Genomic DNA, 26,331 nt, shown 5'->3' on the forward strand with positions numbered 1-26,331 from the left:
ATCGACGAGCGAGGTCCCATGACGTCCCAGACCGAGCCCGCGCCACGCAGCGCGCCCGTCAACCCCGAGGCACTCGCGGCGCGGCTGTCCGTCCTCGGCACTGCCGACGGCGATGCGCTGCTGCAGTCCTCGCTGCGCAGCATCGCCGCGGCCTGCGACGACCTGCTCGTGGTGGACGGCACGGGCATCATGCTCGCCGACGAGTCGGGTGAGCTTCGCTACGTCGTCGCCACCGACGACGCCGGACGTCGCCTCGAGCACGCGCAGCTGCAGACCGCGGAGGGCCCGTGCATCGACGCGTACGTCCGCCGCGTACCGGTCACGGCTCGCGACGTCGCCGGCGACGGTCGGTGGCCCTGGCTGGCAGAAGCCCTGTCCGACAGCGGGATCCGGGGAGTGCTCGGGGTCCCGATCCAGCTCGACGGCGCGCCGGTCGGCACGTTGAACGTGTACCGGAAGGCCCCGATCGTCTGGGGTGACGACCTCGTCGGTGCCCTCACGCGCTTCGCCGACGTCGCCGAGCAGCTCATGCGAGCCGCCGTCGCGGCCGAGCGGGCCGGCGAGCTGGCGGCCCAGCTGACCTACGCGATCGAGCACCGTGCGCCCATCGAGCGCGCGGTCGGGTTCCTCATGGCACGCGCCGGGGTGGCCCAGGCGGACGCGTTCGAGCTGCTGCGGTCCACGGCGCGCAGCAGCCGCCGCCGCATCGGCGACGTCGCCGACGAGGTGCTCGCGTCGGGCGACAGGACGATGCCTGCCGTCGCGGCGCCTCTCCGCGCACCCGCTCGCCCGCGCCCTCCCGGCTCTGCCGGACGCCGCTGAGCCGCAGGCGCGCGGCACCGAGGGGTGTCCCCGGGGCCCGGCCTGGGGCCCCCCTTGAGCCCCGGGGACACGTTCGGGTCGCGACGTCAGCTCGCGAGGGGCTCCGGCTCGCCGAGATCGCCAACGAGCTCGGCGCGCAGCTGCCGGAAGGTCCGGCCGAGGAGCCGCGAGACCTGCATCTGGGTGGCGCCGAGCTCGTTGGCGATCTCGCGCTGGGTGCGCTCCTCGACGAAGCGCAGGTGCAGGACCCTGCGCGTCTGGGGTGGCAGCGTCTCCAGGGCGCGGCCGAGGTCGACGTGGTCGCACAGCCGCTCGAGGGCGGGGTCGTCCTCGTACACGGCGTCGGCGACGTGGTTCTGCTCGCCCGGCGTGGTCGGCAGGTCGATCGAGAGCGGGCGGAAGCTCGAGTCGGATCCTTCCGCCTCACCCATCGCGACGGTGTCGACTCCCAGGGCGTCGGCGAGCTCGTCGCGGGTCGGGGTGCGGCCCAGCTCGTGGGTGATGACCTCGCGCTTCTGGCGCAGGGTCAGACGCAGCTCCTGGACCCGGCGAGAGGGCCGCACCATCCACCCGTGGTCGCGGAAGTGGCGCTTGAGCTCGCCGGAGACCGTGGGCACGGCGAACCCGGCGAACGAGGCGCCGACGCGCGGGCGGTAGCGGTGGATCGCCTTGAGCAGGGCCAGGCGGGCCACCTGGAGCAGGTCGTCGCGCTCGATGCCGCGGTTGCAGTAGCGACGGGCGAGCCCGTCACAGAGGTCGGTGTGCAGGGCGAAGATCTGGTCGACGACACGGCGCCCGTCGGGGCTGTCGATGTCCTCGACGAGGTGCAGCTCGGCGAAGAGTGCGTCGGTGCGGGCGTCGCGCTCTGCGTGGACACGCGCGGACTCGCGCTGCAGGTCGTCGCGGGTGCGCACGGGGGTCCTCGCGCCCCGAGTCGGGGTGCGGGCGGGCGTGGGCGTACGGGTAGAAACGGTCATGCCGGTCCTCCGTCGTTTGCTACGACAAGAGTCGGCACGTGATTGGACCGCTCGGGTCTTCCTCGACCATCGCACCGCGCGGGACCGTGGAAAAGCCGAAATGCGAAGCCCTGGGCTCCTCCGCTCCGTTTGCGGCGCGTCTTCGCGGGTAGGTGCGGGGCGAGAGCACGTCGTGGGGGTCCACGCCGGCGCGCTGGTCCGGCCCTCGAGCAGCAGGAGGATGTCATGACGTCCGAGATCGGCGAGCGCGCCGCGGCCATGGTGCGCGACGACGCGAGCGGCGGCTTCCCGCCCCAGCAGCAGGACCCGCCCGGCCTCACGAGCCGGATGCAGCCGGTGCCCGACCACGGGGAGACGACCTACGTCGGGCACGGCCGCCTCACCGGCATGCGGGCGCTCGTCACGGGCGGCGACTCCGGCATCGGCCGCGCCGTGGCCATCGCCTTCGCCCGCGAGGGTGCCGACGTCGCGATCAGCTACCTCGAGCCGGAGCAGTCCGACGCCGAGGACACCCTGGAGTGGGTCCGTCGGGAGGGACGCAACGGCGTCCTGCTACCGGGAGACCTGACCCGGCGCCAGACCTGCCTGCAGGTCGTCGCCGACACGGTGCGCGACCTGGGGGGTCTCGACATCCTCGTCAACAACGCCGGCTTCCACTGGGACAAGGGCACCCAGGGACTCGAGGGCCTTCAGCCCGAGAACGTCCACCGCGTCCTCGGCACCAACCTCGAGGCGGTGCTCTGGCTCTGCCAGGCCGCCCTGCCGCACCTGGGGCCGGGCTCCTGCATCATCAACACCACCTCGATCCAGGCCTACGACCCGTCGCCGAGCCTGCTCGACTACGCCGCGACGAAGGCCGCCCTCAACAACCTCACCGTCAACCTCGCCGCGTCGCTCGGCCCGCGGGGCATCCGGGTCAACGCCGTGGCACCGGGGCCGATCTGGACGCCGCTCCAGCCCGCCACCCGGGAGGCGGACACGATCGAGACCTTCGGCGCGCAGACGCCGCTCGGCAGGGCCGGGCAGCCTGCCGAGGTGGCGCCGGCCTACGTCTTCCTCGCCTCCCCGCGCGACGCGAGCTACGTGTCGGGCACGGTGCTCGGCGTCACCGGTGGCGGCGCGGTGTTCTGATGCTTCGCCGGACGACTGGGGTCTCCCACGACGGGTAGGGACGGACGACCATCCCCGACCCGAAGGAGCACCATGCCGCTGCGCGCGACCGCCCTCAACTGCACGCTCAGTGCGTCACCGGCCCAGTCGAGCACCGAGCTGCTCGCCCAGCAGGTGCTCGACGAGCTGGCTCGGCACGACGTCACCGGCTCGGTCGTCCGCGTCGTCGACCACGACGTCCGCCCCGGCGTCGAGCTCGACATGGGCGACGGCGACGAGTGGCCCGGCATCAGGGAGACGATCATGGCCAGCGACATCCTCGTGCTCGCCACCCCGACGTGGCTCGGCCAGCACAGCAGCGTGTGCCAGCGCGTCCTCGAGCGCCTCGACGCCGAGCTGTCCGAGAAGGACGAGGAGGGCCGCCTGCGCACGTACGGCAAGGTGGCCGTCGGTGTCGTCGTCGGCAACGAGGACGGCGCGCACCACATCAGCGCGGTGCTCTTCCAGTCGCTCAACGACGTCGGCTTCACGATCCCCGCCGGCGGGGTGACGTACTGGAACGGCGAGGCCATGCACGGCACCGACTACAAGGACCTCGGCTCGACGCCGGACACCGTGGCGAGCACCACCGCCACCCTTGCGGCCAACGCGGCCCACCTGGCCAAGACCCTCGCGGCCGCGCCCTACCCGCCTTCGTGACCGCCGAGGTCCACGCGTCCGTGCACGAGTGAGCGCACGCTCTCGTCGTGGAGGCGCTCGAGGGTCTCGACGCGTCGGCGCGCCGACGCCACGAGCGCCGACAGGTCGAGGTCATCGGGCCGGGAGGTCAGGGGGCCGAGGCCCTCCAGCTGCTGCCAGGCGAGGAGCGTCTGCCAGAGGCGCAGCGTGCCGACTGCCGCGAGGCTCAGGGCCTCGAGCTCGACGACGTCGGTGAGCGGGGTCCGTCGCGACCACGAGCCGTTGGGCTTGAGCCGGCCGAGCCGCTCCGCGAGCAGCGTCGTCACCCGCTGCGCCCGGCTCGGCGGGATGCCGAGGGCAGCCATGAGCCGGCCGAGCGACGCGCGGTCGGCCTGCACCTCGTCCATGAGGTCGCCCAGGACGTGCCGCGCCGAGGCGTACAGGTGGCTGCGGGCCGTGAGCCCGAGCCGCTCGGCACCGGCCGCGAGGGCCGCGTCGTGGTTGCGCAGGTAGACGACCAGCTGGTCCCGGGTGGAGGGGCTCGTCGTCTCGGCGACCGAGGACGCGGGCGACGCGTGCGGGTCGGGGCTCGTCGGCGGGTTCACGGGTGCAGCACCACCTTGAGGCACTCGTCCTGCTTGTCGCGGAAGGTGCGGTAGAGGTCGGGGGCGTCCTCGAGGGCGCCGTGGTGGGTGGCGAACGACTCGAGCCCGAGGACGTCGTCGTCGGCATCGACGATGTCGAGCAGCTCGTCGGTCCACCGCCGCACGTGGCACTGCCCCATGCGGATCGTCAGCCCCTTGTCGAAGAGGTCCATCATCGGCATCGGGTCGGCGGTGCCGCCGTAGACGCCGCTGATGGACAGGGTCCCGCCACGCCGGACCGCGTCGACGGCCGTGTGCAGGGCCGCGAGCCGGTCGATGCCGCCGTGCTCGACGGCAGCGCGGGCGAGGGGCTTGGGCATCCGGGCGGCGGCCTTGATCGCCTTCTCGGACAAGGGGTTGCCGTGCGCCTCCATGCCGACGGCGTCGATGACGGCGTCGGGGCCGCGCCCGTCGGTGAGGTCGCGCAGCGCGCCCGCCACGTCGTCCACCGCGGAGAGATCGACCACCTCGGCGCCGCTGTCCCTCGCGAGGTCGAGCCGGTCACCGACGAGGTCGACGCCGATGACGCGTCCGACACCGCGGTGCACGGCGCTGCGTACCGCGAGCTGGCCGACCGGTCCGAGGCCGAGCACCGCCAGGGTGTCGTTGCCGTTGACGCCGCTGTACTCGACCGCCTGCCACGCCGTGGGCAGGATGTCGGACAGGAAGAGGTAGCGCTCGTCGGGCAGCCCGTGGCGCAGCTCGACGGGCCCGAAGTCGGCGTGCGGCACGCGCACGTACTCCGCCTGGCCGCCGGGCACCGACCCGTAGAGGCTCGTGTAGCCGAAGAGGCTCGCGCCCTTGCCCTGCTCGGTGTTCTGGGTCGTCTCGCACTGGGCGAAGAGCCCGCGCGCGCACATCCAGCAGCGCCCGCAGGAGATGTTGAACGGGACGACGACACGGTCGCCGGGCTGGAGCGTCCCCACGCCGGAGCCGACCTCCTCGACGATGCCCATGAACTCGTGGCCGAGCACGTCGCCCTGGCGCAGGTACGGCGCGAGCACGCCGTAGAGGTGCAGGTCGGAGCCACAGATGGCCGTCGAGGTGACGCGGACGATCGCGTCCGTCGTGTGTTCGATGGTCGGTTCGGGTACCTCGGCCACGCGGACGTCTTCCATGCCCCACCAGCAGACAGCCTTCATGGCGGGGACCTACCCGGCGTGTCGCGCTCGAAACAGCAGGTTGCCCGGACGGGGCACAGCCCTCCGGACGCCTCGAGAGGAGACTCATGGACACCGCACCGGCGACGACGGTGGAGAGCACGACCCAATTCGGCAGCACCGGAGCCCCGGTGGCGGTGGTGCTCGGTGCCTCCCGCGGCCTGGGCCTGCTCCTGGCTCGCGAGCTGCTCGGGCGCGGGCACCACGTCGTCATCGCCGCGCGGGACGAGGACGAGCTCGCCTCCGCCGTGGACCAGCTCGAACCCGAGGGTGAGGTCCAGGGCCGGGTGTGCGACGTCAGGGACGCGGCGGCCGTCGGCGCGCTCGTCGGTGACGTCGAGCAGGAGGTGGGTCCCATCGAGGTGCTCCTCACGGTGGCCGGGATCATCCAGGTCGGCCCGGCGCGGGCCATGGCCCTCGGCGACTTCGAGGACGCGATCGCGACGATGACGTGGGGCCCGATCCACGCCGCGATGTCGGTGCTGCCGCACATGCAGCGCCGTCGGCGGGGACACATCGGCACCGTGACCTCGATCGGCGGGATGGTGTCGCCACCGCACCTGCTGCCCTACGCCACGGCGAAGTTCGGCGCGGTGGGGTTCTCCGACGGACTGGCCGCGGCCCTGAGCGGGTCGGGCGTCACCGCCACGACCGTGGTGCCGGGGCTCATGCGCACCGGCTCGCACCAGCGCGCCTCCTTCTCCGGCGACGCTCCGGCGGAGTACGCGTGGTTCGCCCCCGCCGCGTCGCTGCCCCTGCTGTCGGTCGACGCCGAGCGCGCCGCCCGACGCATCGTCGACGGTGTCCTCGCCGGCCGACCGATGGTCGTGCTTACGCCGCTGGCCTGGGTCGGCATTCGCGTGCGCGGCCTTGCACCGGCCACGACGACGCGGGTGCTCGGGCTCGTCGGGCGGCTGCTGCCCGCGCGGCCCGAGCGGGGCAGCCGTCGCGCCGTCGCCGGCCTCGAGGCGGCTCGACGCCTGGCGTCCCCACTCGTCGACCGCCTCACGACCTTCGGAGACCGGGCGGCGACGCAGACGAACCAGTCGCAGCCGGCCCTGGAGTGACCGCGGCCCAGGTCCTCGGGTCGGCGCTCCTGTCGCGCGTTCAGGCTTCTCCCAGCGTCTCCTGACCGAGTCTTGACCCTCCCGGTCCGTAGCCCGCCCCGCCGCTCACTCGTTGTGCCGGGCGAGCGGGAGCCCGGTGCTCTCGCCCGATGGTGGTCAGTTCACACGCCTCGGGGGCGTCATCTCTTCGTGATCCAGGAGAACGCATGCTGTCAGCCTCGTCCCGCACGGTCCGCGCCCGCGGCCGTGTCCTGCCGCTCCTGGCGGCGGCCTCCCTCGTGGGTGGCCTCGTCGCCGCCGCACCAGCGCTCGCGGCGACGCCCGACTCCGGCTCGGTGTCCGACACGAGCACGAGCGTCCAGTGGACCGCCGGTCCGTTCGCCGCCCCCAACGTCACCGGCACCACGGGTGACGTGACGTGCGGGCCCCAGCTGTGCGACGACTTCGCCCTGCACGTGTCGACGCCGAGCACCTACGGCGACACCCACCAGCTGACGGTCAAGGTCGGCTGGGGCAACGCGGCCGCCGACTTCGACGTCTACCTGCTCGACCACAGCGGCGCGGTCGTCGCCTCCGCCGCGTCGAACTCGGACCCTGAGGTCGTCGTCGTGCCGCCGACGAGCGGCGACTACACGGTGCGTGTCGTGCCCTTCGCCCCGCTCGGCGAGTCGATCACCGGGACGGCGAGCCTGACCGATGTGCCGGCCAACCCCGCCCCCGGCACGGCCACGCCGCCGACCTTCAGCCAGTACGGCGCTCCCGAGTCGTTCGCGCGGGCGCACGACGCCGGTGAGCCGTCGATCGGCAGCAGCCACGGAACGACCTCGACCTTTTACCAGGCGCTCTACGACACGTACAAGGCCACGTGGGACGACAGCGTCTCCCCGTCGAAGGTCTCGTGGGCCGATGTCTCGGCCACGCCGGCCACGGGCTGCGCCACCGGCGGCTCCACGTCGCTCGACCCGATCGGGTTCACCGACCCGAAGACCGGTCGCGTCTTCGAGAGCCAGCTCGCCGGCAAGACCTCCCTCATGTGCTACTCCGACGACGAGGGCACGACGTGGTCGCCGAGCCAGGGCGGTGGCCTGAACTCCGGCGTCGACCACCAGACCGTCGGCGGAGGCCCCTACTCGCCGGGCGGGATCGGCGCGCTCCCGACGTCGACCTACCCGAACGCCGTCTACTACTGCAGCCAGGACATCGCCGACGCCAACTGTGCCTCGAGCCACGACGGCGGCGTGACCTTCGGGCCGGCCATCCCGATGTACTCGCTCCTCGACTGCGGTGGCCTGCACGGGCACGTCAAGGTCGCCCCGGACGACGGCACCGTCTACGTGCCGAACAAGTCGTGCGGCGGCAACCAGGCGGTCGCCGTCTCCGAGGACGGCGGCACGACGTGGTCGGTGCGCAAGGACCCGGCGAGCACCGCGGGCGACTCCGACCCGAGCGTCGGCATCGGCGCCAAGGGCACCGTCTACATGGGTTACCAGGCCGCCGACGGCACGCCCCGCGTCGCCGTGAGCCGCGACAAGGGCAAGACCTGGACCGACGACCAGAACGTCGGCGCGAGCGTCGGCGTCCACAACACCGTGTTCCCGGCCGTCGTCGCCGGTGACGACGACCGCGCCTCGTTCGCCTTCATCGGCAGCACGACGCCCGGCAACTACCAGGACGCGACGAACTTCAAGGGCGACTGGCACCTCTACGTGTCGACCACCTACGACGGCGGCAAGAGCTGGGTCACCGTCGACACGACACCGACCGACCCGGTGCAGCGCGGCTCGATCTGCACCGGCGGCACGACGTGCGGCAACGACCGCAACCTGCTCGACTTCATGGACGCCACGGTCGACCGCACCGGACGCGTCGAGGTGGGCTACGCCGACGGGTGCACCGGCGCGTGCGCCCAGCCCGGTGGTGCCCAGAACTTCGACGCGTACGCCACCATCGCCCGCCAGCAGGCCGGCAACACGCTCTACTCCGCCTACGACGCGCTGCCGAACCTGACGCCGACGGCGGTGTCCGTGGCCAAGGCCGGCGGTCTCTACGCGACGACCGCCACCGTGGCCAACACGGGCAAGGCGGCAGCCTCCGGCGTGACGACGCGCCTGTTCGTCGACGGCGTCAACGTCGCGACGTCGGCCCCGGCAGACCTCGCGGCAGGCCGGTCGACGGCCGTTGCCTTCCCGGGCGTGCGTCTGGCCAAGGGCACCCACGCGGTGGTCGTCGTCGCGGACCCCGACAACCGCATCCGCGAGTCGGACGAGGCCGACAACCGGCGCCAGACCCAGGTGAGCCGGTGACGAGGGCCGGCGTCGGCCTCGTCGTCGGCGCCCTCGCCGGCGCCCTGCTCCTGGCCGGGTGCGGTGACGAGATGGAGGACGCCATGGCCGCCACCGGCTCGGGCGCGACGCAGGCCGCGCTGGTCTGTGCCAAGGACGCCAAGCCGGTCGCACTGCCGGACGGGTTCCCCTCGCAGGCAACGCTGCCCGCGGGGTACGTCGTGACCGGAGTCGAGGCCCGCAGCGGCGGCCGCACCGTGGTGACGGCCGTCTCGCCGAAGGCGTTCGAGCAGACCCTCGCCGACATGCAAGGCGCCTACTCGGCGCGCGGCTGGACCCCGTCCGAGGGCGAGGTCGAGGAGCGCGACGCCGAGTCCAACTTCGACGGCAACGGGTTGCGTGGCCGCTGGGCGATCCGGCAGATCCCGGACTGCACCGGCAACACCTCGGTGAGCGTGCTCATCGGCAAGTGACCGCCCGGTGGCGGGGCGACCGACGCGCTCCGCCGCCGGGCTCACCTGCGCACCGGCCCACGGGCGGGCAACGTTTGCAGGACGCGGTGCCCGCCGCCGGAGCACGATGTGCACATGCGCGACGCGGCGTCCGGGGACGGCGGGCGGCGCCCGGCCCGCCACCGTCCGACGCCGGGCGATCTCGGCGTGCTCCTGGTGGTTGGGGCGGCGTACTACCTCGGCGCGCGCCTCGGGCTCGGACTCTCGCTGGTCGAGCACAACGTCACCCCGTTGTGGCCGCCGACGGGCATCGCCGTGGCCGCCTTCGTCCTGCTCGACCGCCGCCGTTGGGCCGCCGTCACGGTGGCCGTCGGCCTCGCGGCCCTGGCGGTCAACCTGCCGATCAGCACGGGACCGCTCGCGGCGGCCGTGACGGCGATGGGCAACGCCGCGGCTCCGCTCGTGGCGGCGTTGCTGCTGCGTCGGGTCGGGTTCCGCCGGCAGCTGGACCGGCTCCGCGACGCCCTCGCCATCGTCCTGCTTGGTGCCCTCGCGAGCATGACCGTCAGCGCGACCGTCGGCGCCTTCACCCTCGTGGCGTCGGGGGCGATCCCGATGAGCGAGCTGCCCACCGCGTGGGCGGTGTGGTGGACGGGTGATGCCATGGGCGTCCTCGTCGTGACGCCGTTCCTCCTCGCGCTGCCGCTGATCGCCGACGGCACGTGGGGCCCGCGGCAGTGGCTCGAGGGTGTCGCCGTGCTCGTCGCCACCGGGCTCGTCTCGGCGTGGGCGGCCTTCTCCACCATGGCGGTTCTCGTCCTCGTGCTGCCGGTCCTGGGGTGGGCGGCGTGGCGTCTGCAGCTGCGGGGGGCCGCTCCCGCCGCCCTCGTGGCGTCGGTCGTCACGACGTCGGCTGCGACCCACCAGAGTGGCCCCTTCGAGGGACTCACCCTCCTCGAGCAGATGGTGAGCCTGCAGGCGTTCAACGCGTGCGTCGCGCTGACCTCGTTCTTCCTGGCCTCCCTCGTCAGCGAGCGCCTCGACGCCGCAGCCGCCCTCGCGCGCTGGGCCGGCGAGCTCGAGGAGAGGGTGGAGCAGCGGACCGCCGACCTGTCCGCCGCGAACGAGCGGCTGCGCCGGGAGATCCGCTCGCGGTCGCGGGCGCAGCAGCAGCTGAGCCACGAGGAGGCCCGGGCCGAGCGCGAGCACGAGATCGCGGGGGTGCTGCAGCGCAGCATGCTGCCCGGCCGGCTCCCGGACCTGCCCGGCATCGCGGTGGCGGCCCGGTACGTGCCGGCCACGACCGACGTCCAGGTGGGCGGCGACTGGTACGACGTCATCCCGCTGGCGCACGGGCAGGTCGGCCTCGTCATCGGTGACGTCGCCGGCCACGGCGTGCGGGCCGCGGCGACGATGGGCCAGGTGCGGATGGCCGTGCGCGCGTACGCCGTCCAGGACCCGTCCCCGGTCCGGGTGCTGCGCCGCGTCCACCGGCTGCTGGCGCGCCTCACCAGCGACGAGATGGTCACGCTCGTGTACCTTCTCGCCGACCCGGCGGCAGGGACGGTGCGTCTGTCGAGCGCCGGACACCCGCCGCCCCTGCTCGTCCACGCCGGGGCGGTCCGGCAGCTCGACGGCGCGCTCTCCCCGCCCCTCGGGGTGACCCTGGACCGCAGCTACACCGAGGTCGTCCACGCCCTGCCGCCGGATGCCACCTTGCTGCTCTACACCGACGGCCTCGTCGAGCGACGCGGCGTCGCCATCACCGACGGGCTCGACCGGCTCGCGGCCAGTGCGGTCCGTCTCGTGAAGGAGGACGGCGGCGACCTCGGGGCCCTATGCGACGCCCTCCTGCTCGACGTCCTCGGCGACGCCGACCGCTCCGACGACGTCGCGCTCGTCGCTGTCCGTGCGACCCCCGCGCACGAGGGCCGGCCCTCGCCCGACGAGCCCACCGACGACGAGCCGGTGACGACGGAGCCCGTCGCGAGCGGGTCTCTGGCCCAGGCTCGTTCGAAGACCGCGACGCCGCGCGGAACTCGGCCGGGTCCCGGTCCGGCAGATCTAGACTGAAGACGCGTCGCTGCAGGGGATCGACAAGGGGTGGATGCTCATGCCGGCACGACGCACGACTCTCCTCGCGGCCTGTGCCGCAACTGCCCTCGCGGCGGCAGCCGCTCCCGGCCTCACGGCCCGAGCCGCGATGCCTGAGGCGTCAGCGGACACAGCGGCCATGGCCACCACGGTCCTGACCCCGGTCGACCAGGCGAGGGCCGTCCTCGCTCGGATGACGACGGCCCAGCGGGTCGGGCAGCTGTTCATGGTCGGCGGCCCCGCCACCGGGCTCGGCAGCGCGACCGAGTCGGCGATCACCCGCTACCACGTCGGCAACCTCGTGCTCACCGGTCGCACGACGAGCGGTACAGCCCCCGTGCGGGCCCTGACCGCCCACGCCGACGCGCTCACCACGTCGGCGGCCACGGCCGGCGTGCCGCTCTTCATCGCCGCCGACCAGGAGGGTGGCTACGTCCAGGTGCTCCAGGGGCCCGGCTTCTCGCGGATGCCCACGGCCCTGACCCAGGGCGGCTGGTCCGACGCCACCCTGACCGCGAACGCGACGACGTGGGGCTGGCAGGTGCTGCGGTCCGGCGTCGACCTCGACCTCGCCCCGGTCATGGACACCGTCGCGAAGAGCTTCGCCTCCGCCAACCTTCCGAACGGCTACTACCAGCGCGAGTACGGCTACACGCCCTCGGTGGTCGCCGACAAGGGCACGTCGTTCCAGCGCGGCCTGCAGGTCTCGGGCCTGGCGACGACGCCCAAGCACTTCCCGGGCCTGGGCCGCGTCACCGGCAACACCGACACGTCCGCGGGCGTCACCGACACGGTCACGACCCGCACCTCCGCCGACCTCGTCCCGTTCCGCGCGGCCCTGACGAACCACGCACGCGTCCTCATGGTGTCCTCCGCGTACTACCGACGCATCGACGCCGGGCACCCGGCCGTGTTCTCACCCACGGTCATCGGCGGGATGATCCGCCACGACCTCGGCTTCACCGGGATCGTCGTCAGCGACGACCTCGGCAACGCGCGTCAGGTCGCCGGATGGACGCCGGGGGCACGCGCGGTCGACTTCATCGGGGCCGGCGGCGACGTCGTGCTCACCGTGAACCCGACCGTGGTCCCGGCGATGGTCCAGGCCGTCATGTCGCGGGTCGCGACCGACAGCGCCTTCCGCGCCGAGGTCGACGCCGCGGCCCTCCGGGTGCTCACCGTCAAGGCGCAGGACGGGCTGCTCGCCCCGCGTCCGCCCGTGAACGGGGTGCTCGGCACCTCGACCGTCGTCGCGCTCCAGCGGTGGCTCGGGATCACCCGTTCGGGCGTCTTCGACACCGCGACGATCCGGGCGCTGCAGGCGCGCATCGGGATGTCCGTCGTTGGCGTCTGGGGCCCGCGCTCGACGGCGGCGATGCAGTCCTACCTCGGCATCTCGCGCGACGGCGCGACCTACTGGAACGCCCGCACGGTCGCCCAGCTCCAGCGCTATCTCGCCACCCAGCTCTGAGCGTCGCCGACGCGTCAGTCGATCGTCTCGCTCGGCACGTCGGTGCGCGGAGCCGGCACGTCGGTGACGCGTGCGGCGTGCGCGGACACGACGTAGGGGTTTCCCTGGGCGACCTCGTCGGCGACGGCCTCGACCCACGGGTCGGGCATCGGTCCGAGCCCCGCCGCGTCCACGGCCTCGGTGAGCGCCCGGACGACCTCCGGCTGGGTGCGGCTGCCCTCGCGGGCGAGGTCGTTGATGATCGTCTGCAGGCGCTCGTCGCGCCGGAGGGAGAGCTCCTCGCGCGCGGCGTCGTCCATCGGGTCCGTGGTCGGCTCCATGGCCGCCTCCTCGGGGCTGGGGGATCGGGTCCGTGAGCGCTCCTCCCGAGCGTGCCGTACCCGCTCGGTTCGACTCCTGCACGCGGTTTTCCTACACTCTCTGGGTCCATCTGCACGGATCCGGGCACAGGGGACCGGACGAAGACCGGAAGGCCGTCGTGGGTTCCCTCGTCCTCGAAGCCGTCCTATCGAGCGTGCTCGCCACGCTGGGATGCCTCCTCACCGCACCACGCCGCTCGTCGGGCCGCGTGCGTCGCGCCACCCCCGCCGCCTGGCCGGCGCGAGCGCTGTTCCCGCTCGTACCGCTCGGGCTCGTCGGAGCGGGCCTGCTCCCCGTCACCGACGCGCCGGACATCGCCCTCGCGGTCGGCGTGCTCTGGGTGGCCACGCTGCCCTGGCTCGGCAAGACGTCACGGTGGGGGGTGTGGGCCCACCCCGCCTGGTCGCTGACCGTCGCGGCAGGGCTGTCCTACGTCGTGGCGATGCTCTGGTGGACGCTGGACTCGGGCCTGAGCGGCGTGACCCTCGTCGGCGCCTGGCTGCTCCTCGGGCTCGAGGGCGCCGCCTACCTGCTGCTCCTCGCCCACGGCTGGGAGATCTTCGACGTGCTCGGCAGCCGGCAGTGGCGCCGCCGGGTCGCGCCCGGCACGACCGCCGTCGTCGCCACCCGCGCCGACGTCCCGTTCGTGTCGATCCACGTGCCGGCACACCACGAGCCGCCGGACATGCTCCTGGAGACCCTCCGCTCGCTCGCCGACCTCGACTACCCGGCGTACGAGGTGCTCGTCATCGACGAGAACACCGAGGACGACGCCCTCGTCGCCCCGGTGGCGGCCTTCTGCGCCGAGCACCCGGAGGTGTTCCGGTTCCACCGGCTCCTCGACTGGCCCGGCGACAAGGCGGGCGCGCTCAACTACGCCCTGACGGTCACCGACCCACGCGCGCTCGTCGTCGGTGTCGTCGACGCCGACTACCAGGTGGACGCGGACTGGCTGCGCCAGACCGTCGGCGCGTTCGACGACCCGCAGGTGGCCTTCGTCCAGAGCCCGCAGGACTATCGCGACTGGGAGGGGTCGGGCTACCTGCGGCGTCTGTACTTCAGCTACGGCTACTTCTTCTCCCTGTCCCAGCCCTCCCGTGACGAGCGTGGCGCGGCCGTCTTCGGCGGCACCATGGGCCTGCTCCGGCTCAAGGCGCTGCGCGACGTGGGCGGCTGGGACGAGCGGTGCGTCACGGAGGACGCCGAGCTGTCGCTGCGGCTGCTCGCGGCCGGCTTCAGCGGCCACCACCTCGACCGCTCCTACGGCCACGGCATCATGCCGCTGACCTTCGAGGCGCTCAAGAGCCAGCGGTTCCGGTGGTGCTTCGGCGGCATGCAGATCCTGCGCCGCCACTGGCGCACGCTGATGCCGTGGAGCCGGACGCCGATGGACCGCAGCCAGCGCCTCGCCTACGTCGTCGGCGGGCTCCAGTGGTTCGGCGACCTGCTCTCGCTCGTCTTCGCCGCGGTCGTCGTCGTCAGCCTCTTCGACGTGGCCGTCGGGAGCGGGCTCGTCGTGCAGCGTCTGAGCGGCCTCGTGCTCGTCGCGGTCCCGGCGGTCATCCTCTTCGGGATGCTGCGTGCCGTCGCCGTGGTCAAGGTCGTGACCCAGCGTGCGACGTGGCGGGACGCGCTCGGCGCCTTCGTCACGTGGCTCTCGCTCGGCTGGGTCGTGTCGCTCGCCGTGGTCCGAGGGCTCACGGCACCCGCGGGGGTCTCCCTCCGGACGCCGAAGGTCAGGGGCGACGCACCGCTGATGGACGCCGTCCGGTCCAACCGCGCCGAGCTCGCGTCGGCGGTCGTGGCCGGGGTCGCGATGCTCACGGCGGTGCTCGTGCGGCCCGGTCTGGTGACGCTCGGGCTGGCGGGGCTGCTCGTCGTGCCCGTCGTGGGGTGGCTCGCCGCTCCGGCCAGCACGCTCGCGGCGTTGCGGGCCGACCTGACGCCGGGCCTGCGGGCGCGGCGCGACTCCGAGCGCGCGCGTGCCCGTTGGGGACGCGCCGGGGGCGCCCGTGGCGCCTTCGCGACGGCGGCTGCGGTGGCGGCCGTGCTCGGTGCCGTCGTGCTCGTCGTCTCGCCCGCCTCCGAGCAGGCCCCGCGTGCCAGTGCGATGCCGGGGCTACCGCGGACGACGGTCTCCGTCCAGCCAGACCCGGCACTGGGCGACGGCGGCAGCACGTGGGCCCCGTCGTCGGGTGGCTCCGGCGGGACCGGCCCGGGGGACACCGGTACCCCGGCCCCGGGCTCGTCCGTCGCGAGCGGCGTCGGCTCGACGAGTGCGCCCGGTGCCACGAGCACCGCCGGTTCGACGAGCGCCGCTCGCGCGGTCCCGTCGACGGTGTCCCGGGGTTCCAGCCGCACGTCGGCGCCGCCGACGTCACCGCTCGCGGCGCAGCCGACGGGCACTACCGCGGCGTCACAGCCGTCGCAGCCGTCGCAGACCAAGACGGTCCCGGGCGCGACGAACAAGCCGACGAAGACCAAGACGCCGTCGTCGACCACGTCGTCGACGCCCTTCGCGACGCCCTTCTCGATCCCGCTGTCGGTCTCCGCGTCGGTCTCCGTGTCGTTGCCGGTCCCGTGACACACGTCGGCCCACCCAGCCGAGAGGCGGGTGGGCCGACGCGTGGCCGGACCGTGCCGCCGGACCGGCGGCCCTGCCCGTAGCAGGGGAGACGCGTCAGGGGCGGGGGCCGGTGACGGAGTCGAGCCAGGCGCCGAGAGCAGCGACGGCAGCCGGCGTCAGGCCGTGACCACCGGCGTCGAGGTGCGCCGTCAGGTCGGCGCCCGAATCCTCGTGCAGGTAGGCCCAGGTCCGGTCCAGCAGCTCATGGGGGATCACCGTGTCGGCGGCGCCCCGGGCCAGGAACACCGGCGTGCCCGCGAGGCGACCGGCGTGGAGCGGCACCCCGGCGTCGAAGGGGAGTGTTCCGTTGAGGACGGCAGCCCCGGCGTAGCGGTGCGGGTCGGACAGCACGAGACCGCCGGCGAACGCGGCCCCGCCGCTGAACCCGACGAGGACGACCGGCCGGCCCGCCGGCGCGGCAACGTCGAGCCAGTCGCGGAACCACGTCATCGTCGACTCGAGCGACTCGGCGACCGGGCGGCCGATCCCGCGGTTGGCGAACCACGCGTAGCCGCCGCCCTCGGAGATGGGGGCGCGGACGGCGGCGTAGGCCGGCCCGGCTGGCAGGTGCGGCACCAGCGAGAGGATCGAGCGCTCGTCGGCGCCGCGGCCGTGCAGGAGCACGACGAGCGGCGCGTCGGCGTCGGGGCGGGCGTCCGCCCCGGTCGTGAGCACGACCGGGGCGGCGAAGGTGTCGGAAGACATGTGTCGGTGGTCCGGCTCAGGCGACGACGCCGAAGCCGCCCGTCCAGGAGACCTTCTCGCCGGCGGCGAGGGAGATCTGGAGGAAGCCGAGGGCCTCGAGCTCGCGGGCACGGGCGAGCGAGCCGGCGTCGATGGCCTTGAGGCCACCGGCCGCGATCGCACCGGCGACCTCGGACTTCGCGTCGGCGTCGTCGCCGGCGAGCAGGACGGTCGTCGTGTTCGGTCCGACGCTGCCTGCGGCGAGCGTGCCCGCGAACGTCGTGTTGAAGCCCTTGACGAGGCGCGACTGCGGCAGGAGCTTGGCGATCTCGGCCGTGGCGGAGCTGTCCGCGGGCACGACGAGCGAGTCGAACGTCTCGAAGTTGACCGGGTTGGTGATGTCGACGACGACCTTGCCGGCGAGGCTGTCACCGCGCTCGGCGGCGATCGAGGAGACGGCGGCGTAGGGCACGGCCAGCACGACGATGTCGCCCGTCACGGCGGTCGCGGCGTCGGACTCGCCGAGCAGCTGCACCGAGTGCCCGCCCTTGCCGAAGACGCCGGCGATGGCCTGACCCATGTTGCCCGTGCCGATGATGCTGATGTGTGCCATGGTGACCTCCAGTAGAGTGGTTGATGCTTCAATCAATCTCTCATCGTTTACTTGATCTGTCAAGTAAGACGCTATGCTGATGCCATGGAACCCACGCCCCGCTGGCTCGACGCCGACGAGCTCGTCGCCTGGAAGCGGCTCGTCGCGGTCGTCGAGCTGCTCCCGGGAGTCCTCGACACGCAGCTGCGACGCGACTCCGGGCTGACCCACTTCGAGTACTTCGTCCTCGCGATGCTCTCCGAGGCCCCCGAGCGCACCCTGCGCATGACCTACCTCGCCCAGCGCACCAACGCCACCCTGACGCGGCTGTCCCACGTCGTCCGCCGCCTGGAGGACCGCTCCCTCGTCGAGCGGTTCCCCTGCCCCGAGGACGGCCGCGCGACCAACGCCCGCCTCACCGACGCGGGCCGGGACGCCGTCGTCGCGGCCGCGCCCGGCCACGTCGCCACCGTGCGTGCCGAGGTCATCGACGCGCTGACGCCCGAGCAGGTCGGCCATCTGTCGCAGATCACCGAGGCGCTCCTGCGCCGGCTCGACCCGCACGGCACCCTGCAGGTCCTCACCGACGTCGGCTGAGGCGTTCCCGACGCCCACGGGCCGACGACACCCGCGTCCGCTGGCAGGATGACGCCATGAGCTCGGACGTCCCCCTCAGCGTGCGCACCCCGTCCCCGCTCGGGGAGTTCCTCCGCGCCCGACGCAAGGCGCTCGCGCCCGAGGACGTCGGCATCAAGCGGGCCAAGGGGCGCCGACGCGTCGGCCTCAGCCGCACCGAGGTGGCCGAGCTCGCGAACATCTCGGTCGCCTACTACGACCTCATCGAGCGCGGCCGCGACCTGCGGCCCAGCGCGTCCGTCCTCGACGGCCTGGCCCGGGCCCTGCGCCTCGACGCCGACGGCCGCAGCCACCTGCACGACCTCGCCTCGGGCGGCCCCCGCCGGCGGCGCGTCGAGCCCGAGGAGCTGACCGACGAGCTCGCCGACCTGCTCGACGCCGTGCACCCGAACCCTGCCTACGTCGTCGGCGCCCGGTGGGACGTCATCGGCGCCAACCGGGCCGCGTGCCGCCTCTTCACCGACTGGGAGGGCCGCCGGGCCAAGCGCGAGCGCAACCTGCTGTGGTTCTACTGCTGCGACCCGGCCGCGCGCTCTCTCTTCGTCGACTGGCAGCAGGAGGCGGCCGACCAGCTCGCCCTGTTCCGCGAGGCCTACGCCCGACACCCCGACGACCCCGGCTACCAGCGCGTCCTCGACGAGGTGTTCCGCGGCAACCCCGACACCGTGGACTGGTGGGAGCGCCACGACAGCGACCCGACGCGCGGGCGCACCAAGCGCATCCGCCTCGACGACGGCCGGGTCGTGCGGCTGCGCCAGCTCGTGCTCCAGGTGCTCGACGAGCCCGACATCCGCGTCATCAGCTACTTCGCCGACACCGACGAGGACCTCGACGCCATCGACCTCGACGCCTGACCGGCAGGGGAGGGCGCCCCGACCCACGAACGGACGAGGCGCCCCCGGTCGGCGAGCCGGGGTGGGGTTAGCGCTTGCGGGTGCCGAAGATGCTGCGGGTGATCTCGCGGCCGATGACGGTGCCGGCCGAGCGGACCATGGACCGGAACGCCGAGGACTGCACCACCTGCTCGAGCACGTTCGGCTCCGGTTTCGGGGCCCGCGTCGATGCCGGGGCCGACGCCGGGGCAGATGCCGGGGCCGACGGTGCGGCCGGCGCAGGTGCGGCGGGCGTGGCGGGCGGAGCCGCCTGCAGGCGCTGGGCGAGCTTCTCGTAGGCGGACTCGCGGTCGAGCACCTCGGCGTACTTCGCCTTGAGCGGCGACGCGGCGACGGTGGCGTCGAGCGTCGCCTGGGGGGAGGGGTCCATGAGCGAGTTCGGCGCCTTCATCCGCGTCCACGCCACCGGCGTCGGTACCCCACGGTCCGACAGCACCGTGACGACGGCCTCGCCGATGCCGAGGCTCGTCAGGAGCTTCTCCATGTCGTAGGCCGTGTGCGGGTAGGTGGCGATCGCCTGCTTGAGCGCCTTGGCGTCGTCGGGGGTGAAGGCGCGCAGCGCGTGCTGGACGCGGTTGCCGAGCTGGGCCAGGACGCCCGACGGGACGTCCTTCGGCGACTGCGTCACGAAGAAGACGCCGACGCCCTTGGAGCGGATGAGCCGGACCGTCTGCTCGATGGCCTGCAGGAACGCCTTGCTTGCGTCCTGGAAGAGCAGGTGGGCCTCGTCGAAGAAGAAGACGAGCTTCGGCTTGTCGACGTCGCCCTCCTCCGGCAGGTCGTGGAAGAGGTCGGCGAGCAGCCACATGAGGAACGTCGAGAACAGCTGCGGCCGGTCCTGGACCTGGGGCAGCTCGAGGCACGACACGATGCCGCGGCCGTCGGAGCCGACGCGCAGCAGGTCGCTCGTGTCGAACTCGGGCTCGCCGAAGAAGTCGCCGGCGCCCTGGTCCTCGAAGGTGATGAGGTTGCGCAGGATGACCCCGGCCGTGGCGCTCGAGAGGCCGCCGAGGTCCTTGAGGTCGGCCTTGCCCTCGTCGGAGGTCAGGTGTGTGATGACCGCGCGCAGGTCCTTGAGGTCGAGCAGCGCCAGGCCGTTCTTGTCGGCGTAGTGGAAGATCAGCCCGAGGCTGCTCTCCTGGGTGTCGTTGAGGCCGAGGACCTTGCTCAGCAGGGTCGGGCCGAACCCGGTGATCGTGGCCCGGATGGGGATGCCGGTGCCCTTGCCGCCGAGCGTGTAGAACTCGCTCGGGTAGGCCCTCGGCTGCCACTCCATGCCGACGTCGGCGGCGCGCGCCGTGATCTTGTCGTTGCCCTCGCCGGGCGTCGCGATGCCGGACAGGTCACCCTTCATGTCGGCGAGGAACACCGGCACGCCGGCGTCGGACAGCTGCTCGGCCATGAGCTGGAGCGTCTTGGTCTTGCCGGTGCCGGTGGCGCCCGCGACCAGACCGTGCCGGTTGAGCACGCTGAGCGGGATCTGCACCGGCGCGTCCGCATGGGCCGTGCCGTCGACGACCGCGGCGCCGAGCTTGAGCACCCCGCCGTCGAACGCGTACCCCGCCCGGATCTCGTCGATCTGGGCGGTGTCGGGGGTGGCTTCGTCCGGTGCCTCGCTGGCTGACCCGCTCACGCGTCGAACTCTAGCCCGCGCGTCCACGGGTTCGCTGTCTATGCTGACCCGGTGATTTTCAAGGCCGTCGGCGACTCCCGCCCGTACCCGGACCACGGACTCGAGACGACGAAGGACTGGTCGAACGTCCCCCCGCGCGTCGTGCAGCTCGGTGAGCTCATCACGACGAAGAGCACGCTCGACCTGCGCGGGCTGCTCGCCGACGACTCGACGTTCTACGGGGACCTCTTCCCGCACTGCGTCGAGTGGAAGGGTGAGCTGTACCTCGAGGACGGACTGCACCGGGCCCTGCGCGCCGCGCTGCAGCAACGTCCTGTCCTTCACGCCCGAGTCCTCGTACTCTCCTGACACACGCGCACCACAGGGGGTGGTGCGGGCCGAGGAGGAGGAGACCCGATGTCGGACGTCGCAGGCGACGAGGGCGGCACCTACCGGGTGCGCCGCCAGCGTCGGTCGACCATCGTCATCGCGGTCGTGCTGCTGGCGCTCGCGGGGGCCTTCTACTACGCCTCGAGCTACTGGAACGCCTCGGAGCCCAAGCCGGGCCCGTGCAGCACCGAACCGGTCGTCGTGCCGCTCGAGCCGCGTGACGTCGCCCTCAACGTCTACAACGGCACGGACCGGCGCGGGCTGGCCAAGTCGGTGGCCCAGGAGGCGGGCAAGCGGGGCTTCACCGTGAAGGCCGTGGCCAACGACCCGTCCAAGGCCGCCGTCAAGGGCGTCGCCGTCATCCGGTTCGGCCCCGAGGGGGCGGAGTCGGCGGCCCTCGTGAAGAAGTACGTGCCGAAGGCGACGATGGTCAACGACAAGCGCAAGGGCGACGCCGTCGACCTCGTCATGGGCCCGTCCTGGAAGGCCTTCGGGCCCACCCCCGCCGCCCCCACCCCGACCTCGACGCTCCGGCCCTGCCCGACCGTGACGGTGACGGAGGGCTGACGCACTCCTGGCGGGACGCGTCGGGGACCTGCCCCGACGCGTCCGCGCCTCGTGCGTCGCCCGCTCAGGAGGCGTAGGGGATGCGCTCCCACGACAGGACGTGCTCGGCGCCCGGCCGCGTGACGGTGACCTTGAGGAAGTCCTTGTTGTTGTTCGAGCCGTCGACCGTGACCCGGGTCAGGTTGGGCGCCGAACCCTCGACGCCGTAGAAGTCGAGCCACTTCGAGCCGGCCGCGAGGGGCTTGTCGGAGTTGTAGACGTGGCTGTCGCCGTTGAAGAGGTAGACCTCCCCGTCGAAGTCGCGCGACTGGGCGACGAGCTCGCGCACGAGCGGTTGGAAGGCCGAGTCGTCGGCCCACGTGACGTCGTAGGTCGGGTCGAACATGTCGGCCTGCGTGAACAGGGCCACGGCGCGGTCATGGCGCTGGCGGGCCGACGCGAACGCCTGACGCACCTGGGCGACTGCGGCGTCCATGCGGGCCCGCTCCTCGGCGACCTGCTGAGGCGTCGGGCTGGTGAACCCGAGCTCGGGCCAGGGCAGCAGGCCGTTGTTGCTGCCGACGACGTGCAGCGTGGCGACCTCGACGCCCTGGCGGCGCAGTGACACGTTCTCCGGGAAGCCCTGTGCCGCCTGGGAGTCCACCGTCATCGGGTTGGCGCCGAGCGTCTGGCCGGCGGTCGGGAAGAACGTCTTGCGGACCGCGGCGAGGCGCTCGAGCGGGTCGTACGTGCCGTTGTTCGTGCGGTGACAGTCGGTCCACTCGTTGTCGCCCGGGGTGTAGACGAGCGGCAGGGTGAAGCGGTCGAACTGGGCGCGGATCATGTCGAAGTACTCGTTGGTGCACCTCGAGGAGCCGTTCTTGATGTCGCCGACGTGGATGGTGAACGACAGGCCCGGCGTGGCGTTGATCTGGTCGACCCAGCGCGGGAAGGCCGCGACCTGCGCGTCGCCGTAGGGAACGTCGCCGATGACTGCGAAGGAGAAGTGGCCGTCCTTCTGCTGGCCGGGCGGGACGTCCGGGCTCGAGGTGGACGCGGCGGGTTGGGCGGGCGCGGCGGCTGCGGCCACCGCGGGGATCGCGAGGAGGGCGGCGGCGACGGCCGCCACGACGGGGGTGCGGGAGATGTGCATGACAGCCGTTCTCCCGCAAGGCGGCCGGGGTGCACCACCAACCCCGCGTGAACGTCAGACGTCGAGACGGGCCAGCGTCGCCACCATGAGGGCCTTGATCGTGTGCATCCGGTTCTCGGCCTGGTCGAAGACGACCGACGCGGCGGACTCGAAGACGTCGTCGGTCACCTCGAGCTCCTTGAGCCCGAACTGCTCGTGGACGTCCTGGCCGACCTTCGTGTCGAGGTCGTGGAAGGCCGGAAGGCAGTGCATGAACCTGACCTGCGGGTTCCCTGTCGCCGCAAGCATCTCCGCGTTCACCTGGTACGGGCCCAGCTGCCCGATGCGCTCGGCCCACACCTCCTTCGGCTCACCCATCGACACCCACACGTCGGTGTGCACGAAGTCGACGCCGCGCACCCCCTCGGCGACGTCCTCGGTCAGTGTGACCCGGGCGCCGGTCTCCTCGGCGTACCGCCGGGCGATCGCGACGACGGCGTCCGAGGGCCACAGCGCCCTCGGTGCGACGATCCGCACGTCCATGCCGAGCATCGCGCCGGTGACGAGCAGCGAGTTGCCCATGTTGAACCGGGCGTCGCCGACGAACGCGAACGCGATCTCGCCGTCGGGCTTGCCGCCGCCGTGCTCGCGCATCGTCAGGGCGTCGCACAGCGACTGCGTCGGGTGCCAGTCGTCGGTGAGCCCGTTCCAGACCGGCACGCCCGCGTTGGCGGCGAGGGTCTCGACCACGTCGTGGCCGGCGCCCCGGTACTCGATGCCGTCGTAGAACCGGCCGAGGACGCGCGCGGTGTCCTTGGCCGACTCCTTGTGCCCGATCTGCGAGCCGCTCGGGTCGAGGTAGGTGGTGCTCGCGCCCTGGTCGGCGGCGGCGACCTCGAAGGCGCAACGGGTGCGCGTCGACGTCTTCTCGAAGACGAGCGCGATGTTGAGACCGGTGAGGTGGCGCGGCTCGCGTCGCTCGCGCTTGGCGGCCTTGAGGTTCGCCGCGAGGTCGAGCAGCGCCCGGAACTCGGCAGGCGTCAGGTCGGTCTCCTTGAGCAGGGAGCGTCCGTACAGGGCGTCGAGCGTCATGGACCGATGCTTCCAGCCCGAGGCCGCGCGCGGCAAAGCGGTCTCAGGTCAGCTGCCGAACGGCGTCGCGGACGCGCTCGATCGCGGCGCGCGCCAGGAGGGGGGCCGCGACACCCAGACCGCTGCCGACGCAGAGCACGACGTCGTCGAGCCGGTGCGTGCCCGGGCGGCCGGCGTGGGCCGCCCAGCCGTCGCGGACCCGGCGCAGCTGCTCGACCGTGAGGAACGGCGACGGCTCGTCCGGCTGGTAGCGCGCGCCGAGCGGGTAGTCGCGGCCGGGCCTGCGCGTCATCTCGACGTGGCAGCCGAGGACGTGCCGCACGTCGTGCTCCTCGGCGAAGGCGACGAGCCGGTCGAGCGAGGCCGCCATGGCCGCCGGGTCGTCGACGTAGAGCCGGCCCGGGTACACGGTGTCGCCGGTGTGCAGCAGCCCGGTCGCGCGGTCGTGGAAGGCGACCGACGCCGCGTGGTGGCCGGGAATGGCCAGCACGTCGACGACGCGTCCGCCGAGGTCGAAGGGCACCGACGCGTCAGGCGTGGGTGACGCGTCGGTGCTGGGTGCGTCGGGGGAAGGGGACGCGTCGGGCTGGGTCAGGCCGAAGAACGCGTGGACCGACGCGGCGTCGTGAGCGACGACGGTCGTGCGCGGCCGGTCGGCGAACGCGCCGTCACCCGCGACGTGGTCGCCGTGGGAGTGGCTGTGCGCGACGACGAGCTCGAGGCCGTCGAGACCCTCGGCCCGGGTCCATGCGTCGACCTGCTCGTCGACGACCGCGCGCAGGCCCTCGCCGGGGATCGCGCCGGTGTCGACGAGCAATGCCCGCTCACGCCCGAGGAGCAGCAGGACGAACGGCGCCTCGTAGGTGAGGTCCTTGGACTGGCGCACGAGAACCGTTCCGGCAGCGAGCTGCTCGACCTGGTGGTCGGGGTCGGTGCGGTGGCGGCGGGAGCGCGAGCCGTGGATCCAGCGGTGGCTCGTGTCGAGGGGGAGGGGTTCGGGCATGCGGCTGATTCTGGTGGGTGGCGCCGTGCTCGGCACGCCGATTTCGGCCCGGCTCTCAGGCTCGCGGGGTTGGGTCGGCGGTCCCGCGTGGTCGGGTTGGCAGACCTGTGTGGCTGGGTTCTCGGGCGCCTGAGGCCGCGTTCTCGAACCCGCGTGTCTGGGGACATTCTCGGCCGCGGGGATGGGGGAACCGTCGCCTCCGCTTCGCTCCGGCTCCTCCCAAATCCGGGAGACCTCCGCCAACGAGAACGGCCCCCATCGCGCTGGGCGCGATGGGGGCCGTTCTCGTTGGCGGAGGATGGGGGATTTGAACCCCCGAGGGTTTTATCCCAACACGATTTCCAATCGTGCGCACTAGGCCACTATGCGAATCCTCCGTGGGGGAGGCTACCGGAGGAGACCGGCCGGGATGAAATCGGCCGCCCGACCCGGCGTCCCGGCCGAAAACCGGGCGACCGCTGTCGGTGCCGGACGGCAGACTCGCGCGGTGACCACCCACGTGCCGACCGGCCGCCCGCGCCTGTCCTCGTTCTGGCACGACCTGCCGCGCGAGGGCCGCTGGCTCATCTCCACCGTCCTCGTCCAGTCGATCGGCACCGGGCTCGTCCTGCCGTTCCTCGTCGTCTACCTCCACGAGGTCCGCGGCTTCCCGCTCGAGACCGTCGGCCTCCTGCTCGCCTTCCAGGCCGTCGTCGGCATCGTCGTCGTCACGCCCGCCGGCGCGCTCATCGACCGCGTCGGGGCCCGCCTCGTCTACGCCAGCGCGCTGCTCGCCCTCCTCGTCGGCGATGTCTTCCTGGCCTTCGCCACGACGCTCCCGCAGGCCGTCCTCGCGCTGCTCTTCTTCGGCTACGGGTTCGGCGTCGTGTGGCCGGCCTCCAGCTCGCTCATCGGCTCGATCGTGCCGAGCGAGCAGCGCCAGCGGTACTTCGGCATCAACTTCACCCTCCTCAACCTCGGCATCGGCATCGGGGGCATCGTCGGCGGTCGCTTCGTCGACGTCGGGCGCCCCGGCACCTTCGTCACCATCTACCTGCTCGACGCCGTCAGCTACCTGCTGCCGCTCGCGATCCTCTTCGGCCCGCTGCGCCGCGCCGGCGGCCGGGCTCCCGCCTCGCCCGACCACGACTCCGAGGCTCGCGTCTCCTACCGGGCCCTGCTGCGCGACCCCCGGCTGCGGGCCCTGCTCGGACTCGGCGCCGTCGCCGCGATCGTCAGCTACCCGCAGCTCAACGTCGGCATGCCCGCGTACGCGCGTGCCGAGGGGCACGTGTCCACCGAGGCCCTCGGCTACGCCTTCGCCGCCAACACCGTCGTCATCGTGCTGCTCCAGCTGTTCGTCCTCCAGCGCATCGAGGGCAGGCGCCGCACCCGGGTCACCGTCGTCATGGCCATCACGTGGGCTGTTGCGTGGTCGCTGCTCGGGGCCACCTCGCTCGTGCCCGGAACCGTGGCGGCCACGGTGCTGCTGTGCGCCGTCGCGGGCATCTTCGGCCTCGGCGAGACGATGCTCCAGCCCACGAGCGCCGCCATGGTCAACGACCTCGCGCCCGACCACCTGCGCGGCCGGTACAACGCGCTCAGCTCGCTGATGTTCTCGCTCGCCTTCGCCGGCGGTCCGGTCGTGGCCTCGTTCCTCGTGGGCCGCGGCCTCGGCTGGGTCTACATCGGCTTCCTCGTCGGCGGCTGTGTCCTGCTCGCCGTCATGGCCCTGCGGGTCGAACGACGCATCCCGCCGCACGTCAACGGGGTTCGCGAGCCCGAACCGCTCGTCGCCGCGGCCACGTCGACGGGCACCCCGCCCGACCGGATTTCCGGCTGACCGACACCCCGGCATACACTGGCGCCCGGCACCCCGCGTGGTGGTACCTCTCCGAACTCCCCCAGGGCAGGAATGCAGCAAGGGTAGGAGAGCTCTTCCAGGTACGCGGGGTGTCCCTTTTCCCCCGCCGGCGCGCAAACCACGCCCGACGCCCCACGCTCTCCTGCCCGTCGAGTGAGCACTGCG

The 26,331-nt window shown here is 72.9% G+C and carries 24 protein-coding genes, 1 tRNA gene and 1 other RNA gene; 15 read left to right on the top strand and 11 right to left on the bottom strand.

All coding sequences use genetic code 11. The annotated features are described in order from the left end of the window. Positions 1–18 precede the first annotated feature (18 nt). A complete protein-coding gene (locus tag RY076_RS09785) occupies positions 19–822 on the top strand; it encodes a GAF and ANTAR domain-containing protein (protein ID WP_323097470.1) in 804 nt (267 codons plus the stop codon). 86 nt (positions 823–908) lie between these two features. Here RY076_RS09785 and RY076_RS09790 read toward each other — a convergent pair whose 3' ends face one another. After that, positions 909–1,736 (bottom strand): sigma-70 family RNA polymerase sigma factor, encoded by an 828-nt coding sequence (locus RY076_RS09790; RefSeq protein WP_323097471.1) that lies wholly within the window; start codon positions 1,734–1,736, stop codon positions 909–911. A gap of 288 nt (positions 1,737–2,024) precedes the next feature. Here RY076_RS09790 and RY076_RS09795 point away from each other — a divergent pair, with 288 nt between their 5' ends. Together RY076_RS09795 and RY076_RS09800 are read left to right on the top strand one after the other, a co-directional pair. Beyond that, positions 2,025–2,930: an SDR family oxidoreductase gene (locus RY076_RS09795; protein WP_323097472.1), complete on the top strand. Its 906-nt coding sequence runs from the start codon at positions 2,025–2,027 to the stop codon at positions 2,928–2,930. Positions 2,931–3,002: 72 nt separating this feature from the next. Continuing rightward, entirely contained in the window at positions 3,003–3,608 is a 606-nt protein-coding gene (locus RY076_RS09800) for an NAD(P)H-dependent oxidoreductase (RefSeq protein WP_323097473.1), read from the top strand. On the opposite strand, the gene RY076_RS09805 is transcribed toward RY076_RS09800, so the two are convergent. After that, the gene (locus RY076_RS09805; protein ID WP_323097474.1) at positions 3,593–4,192 is read right to left on the bottom strand and encodes a hypothetical protein; all 600 of its coding nucleotides are present in this window, start codon (positions 4,190–4,192) and stop codon (positions 3,593–3,595) included. The genes RY076_RS09800 and RY076_RS09805 overlap by 16 nt on opposite strands. Further along, the gene (locus RY076_RS09810) at positions 4,189–5,373 is read right to left on the bottom strand and encodes a zinc-dependent alcohol dehydrogenase (RefSeq protein WP_323097475.1); all 1,185 of its coding nucleotides are present in this window, start codon (positions 5,371–5,373) and stop codon (positions 4,189–4,191) included. The genes RY076_RS09805 and RY076_RS09810 overlap by 4 nt, the downstream gene beginning before the upstream one ends. A gap of 86 nt (positions 5,374–5,459) precedes the next feature. Here RY076_RS09810 and RY076_RS09815 point away from each other — a divergent pair, with 86 nt between their 5' ends. The 5 genes from RY076_RS09815 (at position 5,460) to RY076_RS09835 (ending at position 12,757) form a co-directional block, all read left to right on the top strand. Next, entirely contained in the window at positions 5,460–6,458 is a 999-nt protein-coding gene (locus tag RY076_RS09815) for an SDR family NAD(P)-dependent oxidoreductase (RefSeq protein WP_323097476.1), read from the top strand. 206 nt (positions 6,459–6,664) lie between these two features. Further along, entirely contained in the window at positions 6,665–8,761 is a 2,097-nt protein-coding gene (locus RY076_RS09820) for a CARDB domain-containing protein (protein WP_323097477.1), read from the top strand. Next, entirely contained in the window at positions 8,758–9,213 is a 456-nt protein-coding gene (locus RY076_RS09825) for a hypothetical protein (RefSeq protein ID WP_323097478.1), read from the top strand. The genes RY076_RS09820 and RY076_RS09825 overlap by 4 nt, the downstream gene beginning before the upstream one ends. 114 nt (positions 9,214–9,327) lie before the next feature. Beyond that, on the top strand, positions 9,328–11,265 hold the full coding sequence (locus RY076_RS09830) for a PP2C family protein-serine/threonine phosphatase (RefSeq protein WP_323097479.1): 1,938 nt from the start codon (positions 9,328–9,330) through the stop codon (positions 11,263–11,265). 160 nt (positions 11,266–11,425) lie between these two features. Next, positions 11,426–12,757, top strand: coding sequence for a glycoside hydrolase family 3 N-terminal domain-containing protein (locus RY076_RS09835; protein ID WP_323097480.1), 1,332 nt, complete (start codon positions 11,426–11,428; stop codon positions 12,755–12,757). A 14-nt stretch (positions 12,758–12,771) separates the two neighbouring features. Here RY076_RS09835 and RY076_RS09840 read toward each other — a convergent pair whose 3' ends face one another. Then, entirely contained in the window at positions 12,772–13,077 is a 306-nt protein-coding gene (locus RY076_RS09840) for a hypothetical protein (protein ID WP_323097482.1), read from the bottom strand. 194 nt (positions 13,078–13,271) lie between these two features. Between RY076_RS09840 and RY076_RS09845 the strand changes: the two genes are divergently transcribed. Next, positions 13,272–15,701, top strand: coding sequence for a glycosyltransferase family 2 protein (locus RY076_RS09845; RefSeq protein ID WP_323097483.1), 2,430 nt, complete (start codon positions 13,272–13,274; stop codon positions 15,699–15,701). A gap of 96 nt (positions 15,702–15,797) precedes the next feature. Here RY076_RS09845 and RY076_RS09850 read toward each other — a convergent pair whose 3' ends face one another. Continuing rightward, entirely contained in the window at positions 15,798–16,448 is a 651-nt protein-coding gene (locus RY076_RS09850; protein WP_323097484.1) for an alpha/beta hydrolase, read from the bottom strand. Positions 16,449–16,464: 16 nt separating this feature from the next. Further along, positions 16,465–17,040 (bottom strand): NADPH-dependent F420 reductase, encoded by a 576-nt coding sequence (locus RY076_RS09855; RefSeq protein WP_323097485.1) that lies wholly within the window; start codon positions 17,038–17,040, stop codon positions 16,465–16,467. 84 nt (positions 17,041–17,124) lie between these two features. On the opposite strand from RY076_RS09855, the gene RY076_RS09860 reads away from it, so the two are divergent. Then, on the top strand, positions 17,125–17,616 hold the full coding sequence (locus tag RY076_RS09860) for a MarR family winged helix-turn-helix transcriptional regulator (RefSeq protein WP_323097486.1): 492 nt from the start codon (positions 17,125–17,127) through the stop codon (positions 17,614–17,616). A gap of 56 nt (positions 17,617–17,672) precedes the next feature. Then, positions 17,673–18,509, top strand: a complete 837-nt coding sequence (locus tag RY076_RS09865; protein WP_323097487.1) for a helix-turn-helix domain-containing protein — start codon at positions 17,673–17,675, stop codon at positions 18,507–18,509. A gap of 67 nt (positions 18,510–18,576) precedes the next feature. Here the strand turns inward: RY076_RS09865 and RY076_RS09870 are convergent, their stop codons facing one another. Continuing rightward, entirely contained in the window at positions 18,577–20,181 is a 1,605-nt protein-coding gene (locus RY076_RS09870; RefSeq protein WP_323097488.1) for a helicase HerA-like domain-containing protein, read from the bottom strand. A gap of 51 nt (positions 20,182–20,232) precedes the next feature. Here RY076_RS09870 and RY076_RS09875 point away from each other — a divergent pair, with 51 nt between their 5' ends. Next, complete coding sequence (locus RY076_RS09875) at positions 20,233–20,529, top strand: type II toxin-antitoxin system VapB family antitoxin (protein WP_076258677.1); 297 nt, start codon at positions 20,233–20,235, stop codon at positions 20,527–20,529. A 48-nt stretch (positions 20,530–20,577) separates the two neighbouring features. After that, complete coding sequence (locus RY076_RS09880; RefSeq protein WP_323097489.1) at positions 20,578–21,117, top strand: LytR C-terminal domain-containing protein; 540 nt, start codon at positions 20,578–20,580, stop codon at positions 21,115–21,117. A 64-nt stretch (positions 21,118–21,181) separates the two neighbouring features. On the opposite strand, the gene RY076_RS09885 is transcribed toward RY076_RS09880, so the two are convergent. From RY076_RS09885 to RY076_RS09900, 4 genes are all read right to left on the bottom strand, one after another. After that, positions 21,182–22,249, bottom strand: a complete 1,068-nt coding sequence (locus RY076_RS09885; RefSeq protein ID WP_323097490.1) for a metallophosphoesterase — start codon at positions 22,247–22,249, stop codon at positions 21,182–21,184. Between the two features lie 54 nt (positions 22,250–22,303). Further along, complete coding sequence (gene argF, locus RY076_RS09890) at positions 22,304–23,320, bottom strand: ornithine carbamoyltransferase (protein WP_323097491.1); 1,017 nt, start codon at positions 23,318–23,320, stop codon at positions 22,304–22,306. 43 nt (positions 23,321–23,363) lie between these two features. Next, entirely contained in the window at positions 23,364–24,323 is a 960-nt protein-coding gene (locus tag RY076_RS09895) for an MBL fold metallo-hydrolase (RefSeq protein ID WP_323097492.1), read from the bottom strand. A 289-nt stretch (positions 24,324–24,612) separates the two neighbouring features. Then, positions 24,613–24,700 (bottom strand) — tRNA-Ser (locus RY076_RS09900). Positions 24,701–24,810: 110 nt separating this feature from the next. Here RY076_RS09900 and RY076_RS09905 point away from each other — a divergent pair. Beyond that, positions 24,811–26,145: an MFS transporter gene (locus tag RY076_RS09905; protein WP_323097493.1), complete on the top strand. Its 1,335-nt coding sequence runs from the start codon at positions 24,811–24,813 to the stop codon at positions 26,143–26,145. 24 nt (positions 26,146–26,169) lie between these two features. Next, positions 26,170–26,266, top strand: an RNA gene (gene ffs / locus RY076_RS09910) — signal recognition particle sRNA small type. Positions 26,267–26,331 lie beyond the last annotated feature (65 nt).

This window comes from Intrasporangium zincisolvens, from assembly GCF_034724055.1.
GTDB classification, from domain to species: Bacteria; Actinomycetota; Actinomycetes; order Actinomycetales; family Dermatophilaceae; genus Monashia; species Monashia zincisolvens.